General features: G+C 67.0%; 12 protein-coding genes. 5 read left to right on the top strand and 7 right to left on the bottom strand.

Going from position 1 to position 14,699, the window contains the following annotated elements; translation table 11 throughout:
• Positions 1–12: 12 nt before the first annotated feature.
• The gene (locus E6C72_RS14060; protein WP_109443820.1) at positions 13–1,386 is read right to left on the bottom strand and encodes an MFS transporter; all 1,374 of its coding nucleotides are present in this window, start codon (positions 1,384–1,386) and stop codon (positions 13–15) included.
• A gap of 488 nt (positions 1,387–1,874) precedes the next feature.
• Between E6C72_RS14060 and E6C72_RS14055 the strand changes: the two genes are divergently transcribed.
• Positions 1,875–2,981 carry a diguanylate cyclase gene (locus E6C72_RS14055; protein ID WP_247876033.1) on the top strand — a complete coding sequence of 369 codons (1,107 nt, stop codon included), beginning with the start codon at positions 1,875–1,877 and terminating at the stop codon, positions 2,979–2,981.
• A gap of 37 nt (positions 2,982–3,018) precedes the next feature.
• Here E6C72_RS14055 and E6C72_RS14050 read toward each other — a convergent pair whose 3' ends face one another.
• From E6C72_RS14050 to fliG, 6 genes are all read right to left on the bottom strand, one after another.
• The gene (locus E6C72_RS14050) at positions 3,019–4,080 is read right to left on the bottom strand and encodes a biotin-dependent carboxyltransferase family protein (RefSeq protein ID WP_247876034.1); all 1,062 of its coding nucleotides are present in this window, start codon (positions 4,078–4,080) and stop codon (positions 3,019–3,021) included.
• A complete protein-coding gene (pxpB, locus tag E6C72_RS14045; protein WP_109443813.1) occupies positions 4,077–4,796 on the bottom strand; it encodes a 5-oxoprolinase subunit PxpB in 720 nt (239 codons plus the stop codon). The genes E6C72_RS14050 and pxpB overlap by 4 nt, the downstream gene beginning before the upstream one ends.
• An 11-nt stretch (positions 4,797–4,807) precedes the next feature.
• On the bottom strand, positions 4,808–6,109 hold the full coding sequence (locus E6C72_RS14040) for a TRAP transporter large permease (protein WP_109443814.1): 1,302 nt from the start codon (positions 6,107–6,109) through the stop codon (positions 4,808–4,810).
• A gap of 3 nt (positions 6,110–6,112) precedes the next feature.
• On the bottom strand, positions 6,113–6,622 hold the full coding sequence (locus tag E6C72_RS14035) for a TRAP transporter small permease (RefSeq protein WP_109443815.1): 510 nt from the start codon (positions 6,620–6,622) through the stop codon (positions 6,113–6,115).
• Positions 6,623–6,733: 111 nt separating this feature from the next.
• Complete coding sequence (locus E6C72_RS14030; protein WP_109443816.1) at positions 6,734–7,744, bottom strand: TRAP transporter substrate-binding protein; 1,011 nt, start codon at positions 7,742–7,744, stop codon at positions 6,734–6,736.
• A 207-nt stretch (positions 7,745–7,951) separates the two neighbouring features.
• Entirely contained in the window at positions 7,952–8,974 is a 1,023-nt protein-coding gene (fliG, locus tag E6C72_RS14025) for a flagellar motor switch protein FliG (RefSeq protein WP_136700760.1), read from the bottom strand.
• Positions 8,975–9,233: 259 nt separating this feature from the next.
• Here fliG and E6C72_RS14020 point away from each other — a divergent pair, with 259 nt between their 5' ends.
• From E6C72_RS14020 to E6C72_RS14005, 4 genes are read left to right on the top strand one after another with little or no spacing between them, the layout of a single operon-like run.
• Positions 9,234–10,127: a MurR/RpiR family transcriptional regulator gene (locus E6C72_RS14020; protein ID WP_109086981.1), complete on the top strand. Its 894-nt coding sequence runs from the start codon at positions 9,234–9,236 to the stop codon at positions 10,125–10,127.
• Positions 10,128–10,168: 41 nt separating this feature from the next.
• Positions 10,169–11,014 (top strand): D-amino acid aminotransferase, encoded by an 846-nt coding sequence (locus E6C72_RS14015; protein WP_109086980.1) that lies wholly within the window; start codon positions 10,169–10,171, stop codon positions 11,012–11,014.
• On the top strand, positions 11,011–12,924 hold the full coding sequence (locus E6C72_RS14010) for an ABC transporter ATP-binding protein (protein ID WP_109086979.1): 1,914 nt from the start codon (positions 11,011–11,013) through the stop codon (positions 12,922–12,924). The genes E6C72_RS14015 and E6C72_RS14010 overlap by 4 nt, the downstream gene beginning before the upstream one ends.
• Positions 12,925–12,948: 24 nt before the next feature.
• The gene (locus E6C72_RS14005; RefSeq protein ID WP_109086978.1) at positions 12,949–14,481 is read left to right on the top strand and encodes a glutathione ABC transporter substrate-binding protein; all 1,533 of its coding nucleotides are present in this window, start codon (positions 12,949–12,951) and stop codon (positions 14,479–14,481) included.
• The last annotated feature ends 218 nt before the right edge of the window (positions 14,482–14,699 follow it).

The following is a 14,699-nucleotide window of genomic DNA, read 5'->3' as shown; positions in this document are numbered from 1 at the left end:
GTGGTGCGAAGGTCAGACCTCGATCCCGGCCGGGGTTTTGCCCGACCCGGTCTTCGGCAGGATGAAGTGCATGATCGCCAGACCGACGAGGTAGAGGACCGACGCGATGGCGAACAACACCTGATAGTTGCCGTTGGTCGCGTCCAGCAGGCGGCCGACGCCCATCGACACGAACATGCCGACGAAGTAGGCACAGAAGCCGCCGATGCCGACCACCGAGCCCACCGCGTTGCGCGGCATGGTGTCGGAGACAATGGTGTAGACGTTGGCTGAATAGCCCTGGTGGGCGGAGGCGGCGATGCCGATCAGCAGAACGGCGAGCCACATGTTGGACACGGTCGAGGCGAAGAAGACCGGCAGCACGCACAGGCCGCAGACCAGGAAGGTCAGCTTGCGGGCACGCAGCGGCTTCACCCCGCGCTTGATCAGGTGGGAGGAGAACCAGCCGCCGCCGACGCTGCCGAAATCGGCCATGGTGTAGATGATGATCAGCGGAAGCATCGCCCCGAACAGGTTGACGCCATACTGCTTGTTCAGGAAGCCGGGAACCCAGTTCAGATAGAACCACCAGACGGGCGCCGAGAAGCAGGTGCCGACGATGTTCGCCCAGGTGCCGCGATAGCTCAGCAGCTTGATCCAGGGGATGTTCTCCTGCGGCTGGACGGGATCGCTGCGGATATAGGCGAGCTCCTCCGCCGTCAGCTTCGGATGGTCTTCCGGCTTGCGGTAGATCAGCAGCCAGGCGATGACCCAGAAGAAGCCGATGCCGCCGGTGACCAGGAAGGCGGCCTGCCAGCCATAGGCGACGAGCAGGATCGGCACCAGGATCGGTGCCACGACCGCGCCGACGTTGGAACCGGCGTTGAAGATGCCGGTGGCGAGTGCCCGTTCCTTGGCCGGGAACCACTCCGACACCGCCTTGATCGAGGCCGGGAAATTGCCGCCCTCGGTCAGACCCAGGCCGGCGCGCGCCACCTTGAAGCCGAAGACGCTGCCCATGAAGGCATGGACGCAGGCGAAGAAGCTCCAGCCGGCGACGGCCGCCGGCAGGCCGATGCGGATGCCGATCTTGTCCATCAGCCGGCCGCAGCCGACATAGCCGAAGGCGTAGGCCAGCGAGAAGGCGGCGACGATGTCGCCGAAATCCGACTCGGTCCAGCCCATGTCGCCCATCAGCGTGGACTTCAACAGGCCCAGAACCTGCCGGTCCATGTAGTTGATGGTGGTCGAGAAGAAGAGCAGGCCGCAGATGGTCCAGCGGTAGCGGCCGATGGCCTTGCTGACCGTGACCGCGGCACTGCCCGCCGCTTTGCCGATACCGCCGGCCCGGCGGGCCGGTTCCGCCGACTGGCCGGGTCCGGCGTCGGCAATGATCTGTTCGCTCATGATAGGCGTCTCCAGCCAGGACGCGCGCCGCCGCCCGGTGTTCGCACACCGGCCTCCCGCAGGCATCGGGCCCGCATTGGATTGGGCATGCCGGATGGGATGCGCGGGACGCCGATCGATCGGCAGGTCCACGGCGTCGTCCGGCGGCGGCCGCACGTTTCAGCAAGTTTCCTGGAGCAGTCAGGCCATCGTCGGGAGCGGTGCCGCTTGGGAACCGTTCATGGCGTCGCATACTACCATTCCAGTTGCTGGTATGGTAGTTGCCCCGATCCTCATTGGTCAACCGCATCATCTGCGGCATTTCGTCAAGCGGCGTTCCCCCGAATGCGTTGTGACCCTCTGCTAGGCCGTTCCCATTGCGCAACATTTGGGACAAACCCCAATGTACAATATTGGGATGTTCGCAAGAGGATGATCGGAGGAAGGCCAGCAACCGCATATCCCAAAAGGAGCAGCAGGTGGAGGAACCCAGCGCCATGGGAACGGTCATGACCGCACTTGCGGGCGGCGTCGGGCTGCTGGCGCTGATGACGCTGATCTATGGAACGGTCCTGTACCGCCTGGGTGATCGGCCCTGGCTGCGCCAGCTTTGCCTGGGCCTGCTGTTCGGCGCCGGCGGGGTGACGGCCATGCTGCAGTCCGTCCCCATCCTTCCCGGCATCAATCTGGACGTCAAGGCGGTGCCGGTGGCGCTGGCCGCGCCTTTCGGCGGACCCCTGGCCGCCATGCTCGCCGCCGGACTGGTGTCGGTTGCCCGCGTGGCGGTCGGTGGGGCAGGCGTCATGCCGGGAGTGGTCGGGATTGTGCTGGCCGGCGCCGCAGGGCTGCTGATCCGGTGGCTGGTTCCCGCGCCGAGCTGGCGAACGGCAAGGCCGCTGTTCGCTCTGGCGCCGATCGCGTCGCTCCACTCGCTCAGCATCTTCGTGCTGCCGTGGGAGGTCGCGTTTCCGATCTTCGTCAATGGGGGGCTGCCCATCGCGCTGTTCACGGTGGGCGGCATCCTGATGCTGGGCACGATGCTGGGACGCGAGCGCCGCCGTGTCGATACGGAGAAGATGCTGCGGGACGCCGCGCTGAGTGACCCGTTGACCGGCCTGGCGAACCGCCGGGCCTTTTTCGCGGCGATCGACCGGACGGTGGCCGGCGCGCTGCGTCACGACACGCCGGTGTCGCTGCTGATGCTGGACATCGACCATTTCAAGGAGGTCAACGACACCCGCGGGCACGATGCCGGCGACGCTGTGCTGGTGGCGCTCAGCCGCCTGCTCCAGCGCAGCGTGCGGCAGAGCGATCTTGTCGCCCGCTTTGGCGGCGAGGAGTTCGCCATCCTGCTCCCCAATGCGCCGATCGACGGAGCGGCCCTGCTTGCCGAACGTCTGCGCTGTGCCGTCCGTGACCTCGCCATTCCGCAGGATGGCGCGATCCTGCAAGTGACGGTCAGCATCGGGCTGTCGACCCTCAGCCCTGACATCGACCGCGCCGACGTGATGATCAAGGCGGCCGACATGGCGCTCTATCAAGCCAAGCAGGGCGGCCGGGACCGGGTCTGCCGCCATCGTGAGGCTGGCGTGAAGGAGCCGGTCCCGGTTTCCTGAGTGCCGGTTTACTGAAGGGTAACCCAAGGTCGACGCGTCACAGCAAAGGCAGGTCGCTGCCGCCATTCACGATGTCGACGGTGCCGGAGATCAGGTTCCCGGCATAGAGCGCCTCCAGATCGATGCCGCCGGCCGGGCGCACCGGGCGGATGGCGCGGATCCAGCCGGCGATGGATTGCTCCCGCCGGCGTCGGAGCGCTTCGGCCTCCTCCACCGTCACCGCCTGGAAGGACAGGCTGTCGCCGGGGCGCAGGCGTCCGGCTCGGGGCAGGTCGGCGGATATCACCGTGGCGATCTTGGCATAGCCGCCGGCGGTCTGGTGGTCGTTCAGCAGCAGGATCGGCTGGCCGTTGCCCGGCACTTGGACGGAGCCGGTGACCAGCCCGTCCGACGGGATGTCGGCGCTGTCTTTATGCGCCAGCGCCGGTCCGTCCAGCCGCAGGCCCATGCGGTCGGCTTGGCTGCCGACGCGGTAGGTCGCGGACAGAAAGGTCGTCAGCGCCGCCCCGGTGAAGCGATCCTCCTGCGGTCCCAACACGATCCGCAGCGGGCCGGTGCCATAGTCGGGCGGCTGAGGCAATTCGACGTCCGGACCGTCCGGGGCGGACTCAAGAGCCAGCGGAAGCCGGTCGTCCTGCGCCAGGGGGCGCCCCCCCAGGGGGCCGATGCCGGCGCGCACATAGGTGGACAGGCTGCCCATCACCGGTGCCAGCGCGAAGCCGCCGGCCACCGCCAGACAGGCGACGGACGCACCGTTCACCGCGCCCAGCCGCAGCACGTCGTCCCGGTGCAGGGTGTGGCTGCGGTGAGGCTCCAGCGGCTGCGGGGTGGCGCCCTCGCGTTCCAGCCTCATTGCCATCGGACCGACCGCGGCGATGCGGACGGAGGGCGCATCCACCCGCAGGTCAGGGCCGAGCAGGGCGATTTCCAGCCCCGCCATCCCCGGCGGATTGCCGACCAGTGCGTTGGCCAGCCGCAGCGCCACCGGGTCGAGCGCGCCGGCCACCGGCATGCCCAGCTCCTGGAAGCCGAAGCGCCCCAAATCCTGGATCGTCGCGAACAGGCCGGGCCGGACCACGGTGAGGAAGGCCGTCATCATGCCACCCTCAGGCTGCCGGGATCGAAGCGGCCGGCAGCCAAGGCCTCGGCGATTCCGTCGAAGGCCGCACGGTCCACCGCCTCGAAGCGCACCCGGTCGCCGGCCGCCAGCAGAACCGGATCGGGCCGGCCGCCGTCATAGAGCGGCACCGGGCAGCGGCCGATCAGGTGCCAGCCGCCAGGGCTCTCCCAGGGATAGACGGTGGTCAGCCGGCCGGCGACGGCGACGGAACCGGCGGGCACCCGCACCCGCGGTTCGCTCCGGCGCGGGCGTTCCAGTTCCGCCGGCAGGTCGCCCATGTAGCCGAAGCCCGGCATGAAGCCGAGCATGTAGACGAAATACTCGGTCGATCGGTGCAGCTCTGCGACCCGATCGGCCGTCAGGCCCAGCGTGTCCGCCAGTTCCGCCAGATCAGGTCCGAGGTCGGGGTCGTAACAGACCGGCAGCCGCCATAACCGCCCCTCCGACGGGGCAGCGTCGCTGCCGGCCAGCGCCGACTCCACCGCCGCCTGCGTCTCCCGGCGGCTGGTGGCGACGGGATCATAGACCACCAGCAGCGAGCGGAAGGTCGGCACAGTCTCCACCAAGCCCAGCGGCGGGGCGGCCTTCAGCCGGGCGTGCAGGGCCATGACGCGGGTGTTGGTCACCCGGTCGATGGTTTCGCCGAACTCGACGTTGAAGGCAGTGTCGCCGACGCTGGTGAAGCGGACCTCCACACTCTTGCTCCTTACCCGATCATCATCGACGGCAGCCAGGACACCATGCCGGGGAACACCCACAGCAGGGCCACCATCACCACCATCAGCAGGAAGAAAGGCAGGCTGGCCTTGCCGATGGTGAAGATGTCCTTGCCGGTCATCGATTGCAGAACGAACAGGTTGAAGCCGACCGGCGGGGTGATCTGCGCCATTTCCACCACGATGATGATGTAGATGCCGAACCACAGCAGGTCGATGCCCGCCCGCTGCACCATCGGCAGGATGACCGAAGTGGTCAGCACCACCATCGAGATGCCGTCGAGGAAGCAGCCCATCACCACGAAGAAGGCGGTCAGCGCCACCAGCAGCGCCGCCGGCGACAGCTGCATGGTGGTGATCCATTCCGCCAGCAGGCGCGGGATGCCGGTATAACCCATCGCAACCGTCAGGAAGGCGGCACCCGCCAGGATGAAGCCGATCATGCAGGAGGTGTGGGCGGCGCCGAACAGGCTGTCGCGGAAGGTCGTCCAGCTGAGCGTGCCGGTCACCAGCGCCAGCACCAGCGAACCCAGAACGCCGATGCCGGCGGCCTCCGTCGGGGTGGCGATGCCGACATAGATCGAGCCCAGGACGGCGGCGATCAGCATCACCACCGGGATCAGGGCGCCGGTGTCGCGGATCTTTTCCGCGAAGCTCTGCGACGGTTCCGGCGGCGGCACCCGGCCGGGGTTCAGCAGCGACCAGCCGCCGACATACAGCATGAACAGGCCGGTCAGCACGATGCCGGGGATGACGCCGGCGATGAACAGCCGGGCGATCGACACGTCGGCGGCGACGCCATAGACGATCATGATGATCGAGGGCGGGATCAGCAGCCCCAGCGTGCCGGCGCCGGCCAGCGAGCCCAGCGTCATCATCGGGTCGTAGCCGCGGCGGTTCAGTTCAGGAATGGTCATGCGGCCGATGGTGGCGGCGGTGGCGGCGGACGAGCCGGACACCGCGGCGAAGATCGAGCAGCCGATGATGTTCACATGCATCAGCCGGCCGGGGAGCCAGCCGGTCCAGGGCGCCAGTCCCTTGAACATGTCGGACGAGATTCGGGTGCGGAACAGGATCTCGCCCATCCAGATGAACAGCGGCAGGGCGGTCAGCGTCCAGGAGGTGCTGGCGCCCCAGATGTTGGTCGCCATCACCATGCCGACCGGCCTTGCGGTGAACAGCGCCATGGCGACGAAGCCGACGCCGGCCAGCGCCAGCGCCACCCACACGCCGGCCCCCAGCATCAGGAACATCGTCACCACGACGACGAGGGAAGCGGTCGTCTGATCCATCGCTCAGCCCTCGCTCTGCATGCCGGCATGCTGGTAGGAGGCGTCGCGCCCCGCCAGCACGGCCAGCAGATCGTCGATCAGGGCGATGACCAGCACCACCAGACCCACCGCCATCAGCGCCTGCGGCATCCACAGCGGGACCGGCAGAACGCCCTGGCTGAGATCGCCGAAATCATAGGAATCGTAGGTCATGCGCAGCCAGTACCAGGCGAAATAGGCGCTGAGCGCGGTGGCGAAGCCCAGGCACAGCAGCTCCATGACGCGGCGGGCGGTGCCGTTCAGCCGTTCCACCAGCACGCCGACGCGGATGTGCGCGCCGCGGCGCAGCGCCGGGCCCAGCATCAGGAAGAATGACGCCGCCATGCAGTAGCCGGCAAGCTCGTCAGCCCCCGGCACCATGCGGTCGACCAAACGGGAAACCACCTGCGTCACGATCAGGACGGCGATGGCGGCGAGCAGGACCGCGCCCAGGATCTCGGCGGCGCGGTAAAGGATGGACAGTGCGGTGCGCATGGCGCAACCACCTCCTGCGGTCGGGGCGAAGCGAAGGGGCGTCGGGGGCGTCCGGCCGGCCGCCTTGCAGTGCTTGGCAAGGGCGGTGCCGGCCGGCTGCCTTTGGAGCGGTTACTTGCCGAAGGCGGAAATGATCGCCTCGCCGTCGGCGCCGGCTGCCTTGGTCCATTCCGCGGTCATGGTCTTGCCGATGGCGGACAGGCCCTCCTTCAGCTTGTCGGACGGCGGCAACACCTTCATGCCGTTGTCGGCCATGGTCTTGTTCAGATCGGCCGTCTTCTTTTCCCATTCGGCCCAGCCGGCGGCCTCGGCCTTCGCCGCGGCGTCCTGGATCGCCTTCTGGGTGCCGGCGTCCAGCCCCTTCCAGACTTCAGAATTGACGAACACCATGTTGCGCGGCAGCCATGCCTGCACGTCGTAGTACACCTTCACGAAGTCCCAGGCCTTGGTGTCGACGCCGGTGGCGGCGGACGTGATCATCGCCGTGACGATGCCGGTGCCGAAGGCCTGCGCCACCTCGGCCGCCTCGATCTTCACCGGGATGGCGCCGGTCAGTTCGGCGATGCGGGTGGTGGCGGGGTTGTAGGCGCGGAACTTCTGGCTCTTCAGCCCTTCGACCGCCTGGATCTCGTCCTTCACATAGAGGCCCTGCGGCGGCCACGGGATCGAGTAGAGCAGCTTCAGGCGCTGGCGCTCCAGCTTCTTCTCCAGATAGGGCTTGGAGACCTCGTACAGCTTGTGGGCCGATTTGAAGTCGGTGGCGAGGAAGGGGACCGAATCGAGGCCGTAAAGCGGATCCTCGTTCGCCCAGGAACTGATCAGCACCTCGCCCAGCTGGGCCTGACCGGACTGGACCGCGCGCTTGATCTCCGGATGGCGGATCAGCGAGCCGTTGGAATGGACGGTGATCTGGATCTTGCCGGCGGTGGCCGCCTTCACGTCGTCGGCGAACTGCTTCACCACGATGGTGTGCAGGTTCGTGTCCGGGTACGGCGTCGGCATGTCCCAGGTTTCGGCCGCGGCCGCCAGCGGCCCGGCGGCGACACCCAGACCCAGCAGGCCGGCGACGATCGGACCGGCCACCCGGCTGATGAGACGGGATTGCAGCGTGTCAGCGGTCATGATGTTCGGAAGCTCCCTGTTATTGGCCGATGCGGCATCCGCCGGCCTTCCGGCCGGTCGGACGGGAGCGGACAGCGCCCCCCTGATCCCGCCCGTTTTCGGACTCCAAGGGTTCACCGTTCCGGAGCTTCCGTCAAACCCCGTGTGGGGGCAGCGGAAAAAAACTCAGCGCTGTCCGCTGCTTATGACGGAAAACTGTATGGCGGATCAGTAGATCAGCTCGTTCTCGCCGCTGCCCTCGGCAAGGACCAGCTCGCCGCGGGCGGCGAGATCCTTGGCCAGCTGGACCATGTACATCTGTGCCTCGTCCACGTCGCGCACGCGGACCGGACCCATGGCGGCCATGTCCTCGCGCAGGATCTTGCCGGCGCGCTCGGACATGTTGGAGAAGAACAGATCCTTCAGCGACTCCGACGCGCCCTTCAGGGCGGTGCCCAGCTTCTGCTTGTCGACCGTGCGCAGCATCGTCTGGACGCCGGTGGGATCGAGCTTCGACAGATCCTCGAAGGTGAACATCAGCGACTTGATGCGCTCGGCGCTGTCGCGGTTGCGCTCCTCCAGTGCCGCCATGAAGCGGTGTTCGGTGGTGCGGTCCAGCCCGTTGAAGATCTCCGCCAGCATCTCGTGGCTGTCGCGTCGGCTGGTGCGGGCGAGGTTGGTCATGAACTCTGTGCGCAACGTGCGCTCGACGTCGTCCAGAACCTCCTTCTGCACCGCCTCCATGCGCAGCATGCGCATGATGACTTCCATCGCGAAGCTTTCCGGCAGCTGGGCCAGGACACGGCCGGCATGGTCGGAGCGGATCTTGGACAGGACGACGGCGACCGTCTGCGGGTATTCGTTCTTCAGGTAGTTGGACAGAACCGACTCGTTCACGTTGGTCAGCTTGTCCCACATGGTGCGGCCGGCCGGACCACGGATGTCCTCCATGATCTGATCGACCTTGTCCTTCGGCAGGGTCTTCAGCAGCAGCCGTTCGGTCGAATCGAAGGAGCCGACGACGGTGCCGCTCGACGACATCTGCTCGGCGAATTCGACGAACAGTCGCTCGATCAGGTTGGCCGACACCGTGCCCAGGTTCGCCATCACCTGGGACAGCTCCTTGATTTCCTCGTCGTCCATCATGGCGAACAGCTTGGACGAATGCTCCTCGCCGAGCGCAAGCATCATGATGGCGGCCTTTTCGGGGCCGGTGAGGGTCCGGTAGTCCTCACGAACCTTCTGAGCCATTGCTACCCTTCATGATGCGCTGAGTCCGATGATCCGGGATGATTGCGGCAAACATCGTTAACAAACGATAAGGAAGACCTTAGGGAAGTTCGGAATCAGGCGCTTGCGTCCCGGCAGTCCGCAGGTGCGACCTGCTGTCGCCCCCTGCGGGGAGGACACTCATACGTCCATATTTGAAAATGGATTTACAGAAATATGCCATTCCTGTAATTCTGTCCTCACAAGGGCCGTACTGACGCTGTCGAGGGGTATCGGGGGGATGGAGCTGCCCATTCAGACGGGATCGCTGCTGATCCGCATGCAGAACTGTCAGCAGCAGCTTCCCGCCGCCCTCGCCAAGGTCGGGGCCTGGGCGCTGGCCTATCCATTCCGCACCGCGACGCTGAAGATCGGCGAACTGGCTGCGGCGGCCGAGGTGTCGGTGGCCTCGGTCAACCGCTATGCCCGCTTCCTTGGCTATGACGGCTATCCGGAATTCCGCGAGGATCTGCTGCGCGCCTTCGAATCGACCTTCGCGCCGGTGGAAAAGCTGCGCGTCGCAGTCCAGCGCGACACCTCCAACGCCGAGATCATGCGGGAATCGCTGGCCAGCGACGCCGGCAACATCACCCGCACCATGGAGCTGCTCCAGCCCGAGCAGTGCGAGGCCGCCATCCGTCTGATCCGCGAAGCGGGGCGCGTCGTGGCGTTGGGGCTGGGTGACAGCGCCTATCTCGCACTGTTCCTGGCCGACGTGCTGGAGCCCTATGTCGACAATGTCCGCGAGGCCATTGAGTTCGCCGGGACCGAGCGCACCATCCGCCGGCTGATGACGGTGAAGCCCGGCGATCTGGTCATCGCCATCACCTCGCCGCGCTATTCGCGCCGGACCATCGAGCATTTGCAGCTGTGCCGCGAGCGCGGGGCCAAGGCCATCGCGCTGACCGATGCGCCGGACAGCCCGATCGTGCCGCTGGCCGACGTCACCCTGCTGGCCGGGGCCGACCATGGGGTGCGCCACAGTTCCCCCACCGGGCTGATGGCGCTGATCGTGGCGCTGGGCACCGCGCTGTCGCGCTCCGGTCCCGACAGCGTCGGTCAGGCGGCCGACGTCGCCGAACGCATCCTGCCTTATCTCCACGTCGTGCCGAAGACCAAGCGGCCGACGGATTGACCCGGACTTTCCCATCCACGCGACAAAGAAGCCGAAAAGCGATGACGATCTCCTATTGGAACGGGCGTTACCTGCCGCTGGACAAGGTCCATGTGTCGCCGCTGGACCGCGGTTTCCTGTTTGCCGATGGCCTCTATGAGGTGACCGCCGCCTACAACGGCCGCCTGTTCGAGCCGGAAGCCCACATCGCCCGCCTGCAGCGGGGCCTGTCCGAGCTGCGCATCGACTGCACCCTATCGGCCGGCGACTGGATGGGCATCATGGAGCGCCTCGCGGCTGAATCCGGCATCGACGGCGACCTGACCGTCTATCTGCAAGTCACCCGTGGCGCCGCCGCCAGCCGCGGCCATGCCTTCCCGGCTGGCGTCACCCCGTCGGTGTTCGGCATGGTCAGCCCGCTGAAGCGTCCGCCCGCGGCGTGGCGCGATCAGGGTGTGGCCGCCATCACCATCCCCGACATCCGCTGGGGCCGCTGCGAACTGAAGACGGTGGCGCTGCTGGGCAGCGTGCTGGCGCAGCAGGCGGCGACCGATGCCGGCGTGGTCGATGCGCTGCAACTGCGCGACGGTCTGGTGACGGAGGGGGCCGCCACCAACATCTTCGTGGTCAAGGACGGCGTCGTCGCCACCCCGCTCAACGACAACCGCATCCTCCAGGGCATCACCCGCACCGTCATCCTGCGGCTGGCGGCGGAGGCCGGCATCCGCCTGGAGGAGCGGGACATCCCGGCGGCGGAGCTTGAGACCGCCGACGAGATCTGGATTGCCAGCACCACCAAGGAGATCACCCCGGTCACGACGCTGAACGGCAAGCCGGTCGGCGGCGGCGCGCCGGGCATGGTCTGGCGCCGCCTGTTCGCGCTGTTCGCCGAAAGGCTCGGGCGATGAACGGTGCGGCTGCCGTCAAAGCGGTCGACACCGCGCCGGCCCTGCTTTCCGTGGAGGGGCTGAGCGTCGCCTTCGACGGCGAGCACGGCCCACTGCGCGTGGTCGAGGATGTCAGCTTCACCGTGGCGCCGGGCGAGACGGTCGCCATCGTCGGCGAATCCGGGTCCGGCAAGTCGGTGACTTCGCTGTCGCTGATGCGGCTGGTCGATTATGCCGGCGGCCGCATCGTCGGCGGGCGCATCCGCTTCAAGGGCCGCGACGGGCGCGAACGTGACCTCGCCACCCCGTCGGCGGAATCCCTGACCGACATGCGCGGCAACGACATCGCCATGGTCTTCCAGGAGCCGATGACATCGTTGAACCCGGTCTTCACCATCGGCGACCAGATCGCCGAGGCGGTGATGCTGCACCAGGATCTCGACCGCAAGGCTGCGCGGGCCGAGGCGCTGCGCATGCTGGAGAAGGTGCGCATCCCCGAACCGGCCCGGCTGCTCGACCGCCACCCGCACCAGCTCTCCGGCGGCATGCGCCAGCGCGTGATGATCGCCATGGCGCTGTCCTGCAAGCCGTCGCTGCTGATCGCCGACGAACCGACCACGGCGCTGGACGTCACCATCCAGGCGCAGATCCTGCGGCTGATCCGCCTGTTGCAGGACGAGATGGGGATGGGCGTCATCTTCATCACCCATGACATGGGCGTGGTGGCGGAGGTCGCCGACCGCGTCGTCGTGATGTGGCGTGGCCGCAAGGTGGAGGAGGGGCCCGTCGAGCGCATCTTCCAGGCGCCGCAGCACCCCTACACAAAGGCTCTGCTATCGGCGGTGCCGAAGCTGGGTGCATTGCGTGGCCAGGATCTGCCGGTGCGCTTTCCCCTGCTGGCGGTGGATGACGCCAAGGTGGATGCCGCTCCTCCGGCCCCGCCGCCGGTGCAGGATACCGTGCGCGCCGCCGATGCCCCGCTTCTGGAGGTGCGCGACCTCACCACCCGTTTCGACGTGCGCAAGGGCATCTTCGGTTCGCTCAAGGCACGGGTCCATGCGGTGGAGATGGTCAGCTTCGCCGTCCGCCCCGGTGAGACGCTGGCGCTGGTCGGTGAGTCCGGCTGCGGCAAGTCGACCACCGGCCGCACCATCATGGGGCTGCAATCGGCCACCTCCGGGACCATCCGTTTCGACGGCGTCGACACCGCGACGCTGGACTCCAATGGTCAGGCCAAGCTGAAGGAAAAGATCCAGTACATCTTCCAGGATCCCTTCGCCTCGCTGAACCCGCGCATGACCGTCGGCTTCAGCGTCGCCGAGCCGATGCTGGTCCACGACTATGTGCCCACGTCCAAGCCGGGCCTGTCGCATCGCCGTGCCATTGAGGAGCGGGTCGCGGAGCTGCTGACCCAGGTGGGTCTCAGGCCGGAACACGCGCGCCGCTACCCGCATGAGTTCTCCGGCGGCCAGCGCCAGCGCATCTGCATCGCCCGCGCGCTTGCCTGCGACCCCAAGCTGATCATCGCCGACGAAGCGGTGGCCGCACTCGACGTGTCGATCCAGGCGCAGATCGTCAATCTGCTGATGGAACTCCAGGCCAGACGAGGCCTGTCCTACCTGTTCATCAGCCATGACATGGCGGTGGTCGAGCGGGTCAGCCACCGCGTCGCCGTCATGTATCTCGGCCAGATCGTCGAACTCGGCCCGCGCCGCGCCGTGTTCGAGAATCCGCAGCATCCCTACACCCGCCGCCTGATGGCGGCGGTGCCGATCGCCGATCCGAGCCGCCGCACCCGTGACCTGCGGCTGCTGACCGGCGAGATCCCAAGCCCCATCCGTGCCATCGGCGACGAGCCGCTGGTGCAGCCACTGGTGCCGGTCGGCGACGACCATTTCGTCGCCCGACACGCCGTTGGCGGCGATTTCTGAACCAAAAAAGCAGGGAGTCTACACGTGAACCGCTTCGCCCTTCCGCTTCTCGCCGGCCTGCTCGCCGGCACCGCGCTGGCCGGTCCGGCCTTCGCCGCAAAGGACCTCGTTGTCGGTCTGCCCGACAACATCACGACGCTGGACCCGGCCGACATCAACGACACCCTGTCGCAGTCGGCCAGCCGCACCATGCTCCAGGGCCTGTTCGGCTTCGACAAGGACATGAAGCTGGTGCCGCTTCTGGCGGAGAGCTTCACCGTCAACGACACCGCCACCGAATACACCTACCGCCTGCGCAAGAACGTCACCTTCCATGACGGCACGCCCTTCAACGCCCAGGCGGTGAAGACCAACTTCGACCGCCTCGCCAACCCGGCCAACCGGCTGAAGCGCCAGAGCCTGCTGGCGATGCTGGCCGAGACGGTGGTTGTCGATGATTACACCATCGCGCTGAAGCTGTCGCAGCCGTTCGGCGCGCTGAACAACAATCTCGCCCACCCCGGCGCGATGATCCACAGCCCGAAGGCGCTGGAGACCTACGGCAAGGAGATCGGCCGCCACCCGGTCGGCACCGGCCCCTACAAGTTCGTCAGCTGGGAAGCCGACACGCTGAAGGTCGAGAAGAACGACAAGTACTGGAAGCCGGGCCTGCCGAAGATCGACCATGTCACGCTGAAGAGCGTGCCGGAGAACGGCAGCCGCATCGCCATGCTCCAGACCAACGAGGCGCAGTTCATCTATCCGCTGCCGTCCGAGATGGTGAAGATGGTCGAGGCCAACACCCAGCTGGAGATCATCGACGCTCCGTCGATCATCGCCCGCTATGTGGCGCTCAACACCATGAAGAAGCCGTTCAACGACCCGCGCGTCCGTCAGGCGCTGAACTATGCCGTCGACAAGAATGCCTGGATGAAGGTGGTCTATCGCGGCTATGCCGGCCCGCTGGATTCGGCGATCCCGCCCAAGCTTGGCTTCCATGTCGGCCAGCCGAACCAGTACACCTATGACCTTGCCAAGGCTAAGGCGCTGCTGGCCGAAGCGGGATATCCGAACGGCTTCGAGGCCGAGATGTTCGGCCGCAACAGCACCAACTTCATCCGCGGCATGCAGTTCGTCCAGCAGCAGCTGTCGCAGGTCGGCGTCAAGCTGACCGTCACCCCCCTGGAGGCTGGCGTCGAGGTCGCCCGCGTCTGGGGCGTCGAGAAGCCGGAGGACGCGACGGTGCAGATGCAGTATGGCGGCTGGTCGGCCTCGACGGGCGACGCCGATTGGGGCCTGCGCCCGCTGCTGTGGGGCAAGGGCTTCCCGCCGAAGTTCTTCAACGTCGCCTACTACAAGAACGACACGGTCGACGCCGCCATCGAGGCCGGCATCGCCACCGCCGACGACGCCAAGCGCGCCGAGGCCTACCGCGTCGCCCAGGAGCAGATCTGGAAGGACGCGCCCTGGATCTTCCTCGGCGTCGAGAACCTGCTGGCCGGCAAGTCGAAGAAGCTGAGCGGCTTCTATTACGTCGCCGACGGCGGGTTGCAGATGGAAGAGGCCGATCTGCAGTGATGTGAAAAATTGCCCTCTCTCCCCCGCTCTCGCGCGAACGAAGTTTGCGCTGACGCGACAGGCGGACCTTCGGTCCGCCGATAGCGGGGAGAGGGAGGGGACCCGCCGCGTAGCGGTGGGGAGGGTGAGGGGGCCGGCGCGCTTTTGCGCGCCGCGAAGGGGCATACTGCCCCTTCGCCATCCCCTGGCACGGGCTTGCGCCCGTGCTGCCCCCTCAC

This window comes from Azospirillum sp. TSH100 (genome assembly GCF_004923295.1).
Lineage (GTDB): Bacteria > Pseudomonadota > Alphaproteobacteria > Azospirillales > Azospirillaceae > Azospirillum.
The sequence above is the reverse complement of the archived record's forward strand: the minus strand, read 5'-3'. Positions and strand labels throughout refer to the sequence as shown.